This is a genomic window from Staphylococcus sp. 510 (assembly GCF_057219715.1).
In genome coordinates, this window is record NZ_JBXVVK010000041.1 from 1 (window position 1) to 2,452 (window position 2,452).

At 50.4% G+C, this 2,452-nt stretch carries 2 rRNA genes; both read left to right on the forward strand.

Annotation, left to right across the window (positions count from 1 at the left end):
• Positions 1–2,265, forward strand: a 23S ribosomal RNA gene (locus AC2D8K_RS12510); the annotation flags it as partial.
• A 70-nt stretch (positions 2,266–2,335) separates the two neighbouring features.
• A 5S ribosomal RNA gene (gene rrf / locus AC2D8K_RS12515) occupies positions 2,336–2,450 on the forward strand.
• Positions 2,451–2,452: the final 2 nt, after the last annotated feature.

The following is a 2,452-nucleotide window of genomic DNA, read 5'->3' on the forward strand; positions in this document are numbered from 1 at the left end:
TAATGTGGAGCCGTAGCGAAAGCGAGTCTGAATAGGGCGTTTAGTATTTGGTCGTAGACCCGAAACCAGGTGATCTACCCTTGGTCAGGTTGAAGTTCAGGTAACACTGAATGGAGGACCGAACCGACTTACGTTGAAAAGTGAGCGGATGAACTGAGGGTAGCGGAGAAATTCCAATCGAACTTGGAGATAGCTGGTTCTCTCCGAAATAGCTTTAGGGCTAGCCTCAAGTGATGATTATTGGAGGTAGAGCACTGTTTGGACGAGGGGCCCTTCTCGGGTTACCGAATTCAGACAAACTCCGAATGCCAATCAATTTAACTTGGGAGTCAGAACATGGGTGATAAGGTCCGTGTTCGAAAGGGAAACAGCCCAGACCACCAGCTAAGGTCCCAAAATATATGTTAAGTGGAAAAGGATGTGGCGTTGCCCAGACAACTAGGATGTTGGCTTAGAAGCAGCCATCATTTAAAGAGTGCGTAATAGCTCACTAGTCGAGTGACACTGCGCCGAAAATGTACCGGGGCTAAACATATTACCGAAGCTGTGGATTGTCCGTAGGACAATGGTAGGAGAGCGTTCTAAGGGCGTCGAAGCATGATCGCAAGGACATGTGGAGCGCTTAGAAGTGAGAATGCCGGTGTGAGTAGCGAAAGACGGGTGAGAATCCCGTCCACCGATTGACTAAGGTTTCCAGAGGAAGGCTCGTCCGCTCTGGGTTAGTCGGGTCCTAAGCTGAGGCCGACAGGCGTAGGCGATGGATAACAGGTTGATATTCCTGTACCACCTAGTATCGTTTTAATCGATGGGGGGACGCAGTAGGATAGGCGAAGCGTGCTATTGGATTGCACGTCCAAGCAGTAAGACTGAGTGTTAGGCAAATCCGGCACTCATAAGGTCAAGCTGTGATGGGGAGAGGAAATTGTTTCCTCGAGTCGTTGATTTCACACTGCCAAGAAAAGCCTCTAGATAGATAACAGGTGCCCGTACCGCAAACCGACACAGGTAGTCAAGATGAGAATTCTAAGGTGAGCGAGCGAACTCTCGTTAAGGAACTCGGCAAAATGACCCCGTAACTTCGGGAGAAGGGGTGCTCTTTAGGGTTAACGCCCAGAAGAGCCGCAGTGAATAGGCCCAAGCGACTGTTTATCAAAAACACAGGTCTCTGCTAAACCGTAAGGTGATGTATAGGGGCTGACGCCTGCCCGGTGCTGGAAGGTTAAGAGGAGTAGTTAGCTTCTGCGAAGCTACGAATCGAAGCCCCAGTAAACGGCGGCCGTAACTATAACGGTCCTAAGGTAGCGAAATTCCTTGTCGGGTAAGTTCCGACCCGCACGAAAGGCGTAACGATTTGGGCACTGTCTCAACGAGAGACTCGGTGAAATCATAGTACCTGTGAAGATGCAGGTTACCCGCGACAGGACGGAAAGACCCCGTGGAGCTTTACTGTAGCCTGATATTGAAATTCGGCACAGCTTGTACAGGATAGGTAGGAGCCTTTGAAACGTGAGCGCTAGCTTACGTGGAGGCATTGGTGGGATACTACCCTAGCTGTGTTGGCTTTCTAACCCGCACCACTTATCGTGGTGGGAGACAGTGTCAGGTGGGCAGTTTGACTGGGGCGGTCGCCTCCTAAAAGGTAACGGAGGCGCTCAAAGGTTCCCTCAGAATGGTTGGAAATCATTCATAGAGTGTAAAGGCATAAGGGAGCTTGACTGCGAGACTTACAAGTCGAGCAGGGTCGAAAGACGGACTTAGTGATCCGGTGGTTCCGCATGGAAGGGCCATCGCTCAACGGATAAAAGCTACCCCGGGGATAACAGGCTTATCTCCCCCAAGAGTTCACATCGACGGGGAGGTTTGGCACCTCGATGTCGGCTCATCGCATCCTGGGGCTGTAGTCGGTCCCAAGGGTTGGGCTGTTCGCCCATTAAAGCGGTACGCGAGCTGGGTTCAGAACGTCGTGAGACAGTTCGGTCCCTATCCGTCGTGGGCGTAGGAAATTTGAGAGGAGCTGTCCTTAGTACGAGAGGACCGGGATGGACATACCTCTGGTGTACCAGTTGTCGTGCCAACGGCATAGCTGGGTAGCTATGTATGGACGGGATAAGTGCTGAAAGCATCTAAGCATGAAGCCCCCCTCAAGATGAGATTTCCCAACTTCGGTTATAAGATCCCTCAAAGATGATGAGGTTAATAGGTTCGAGGTGGAAGCGTGGTGACACGTGGAGCTGACGAATACTAATCGATCGAAGACTTAATCAAAATTTATGTTTTGCGACGCAAAATCATTTTACTTACTATCTAGTTTTGAATGTATAATACATTCCATTTGTCTGGTGACAATGGCAAGGAGGTCACACCTGTTCCCATGCCGAACACAGAAGTTAAGCTCCTTAGCGCCGATGGTAGTCGGACTAACGTTCCGCTAGAGTAGGACGTTGCCAGGCAA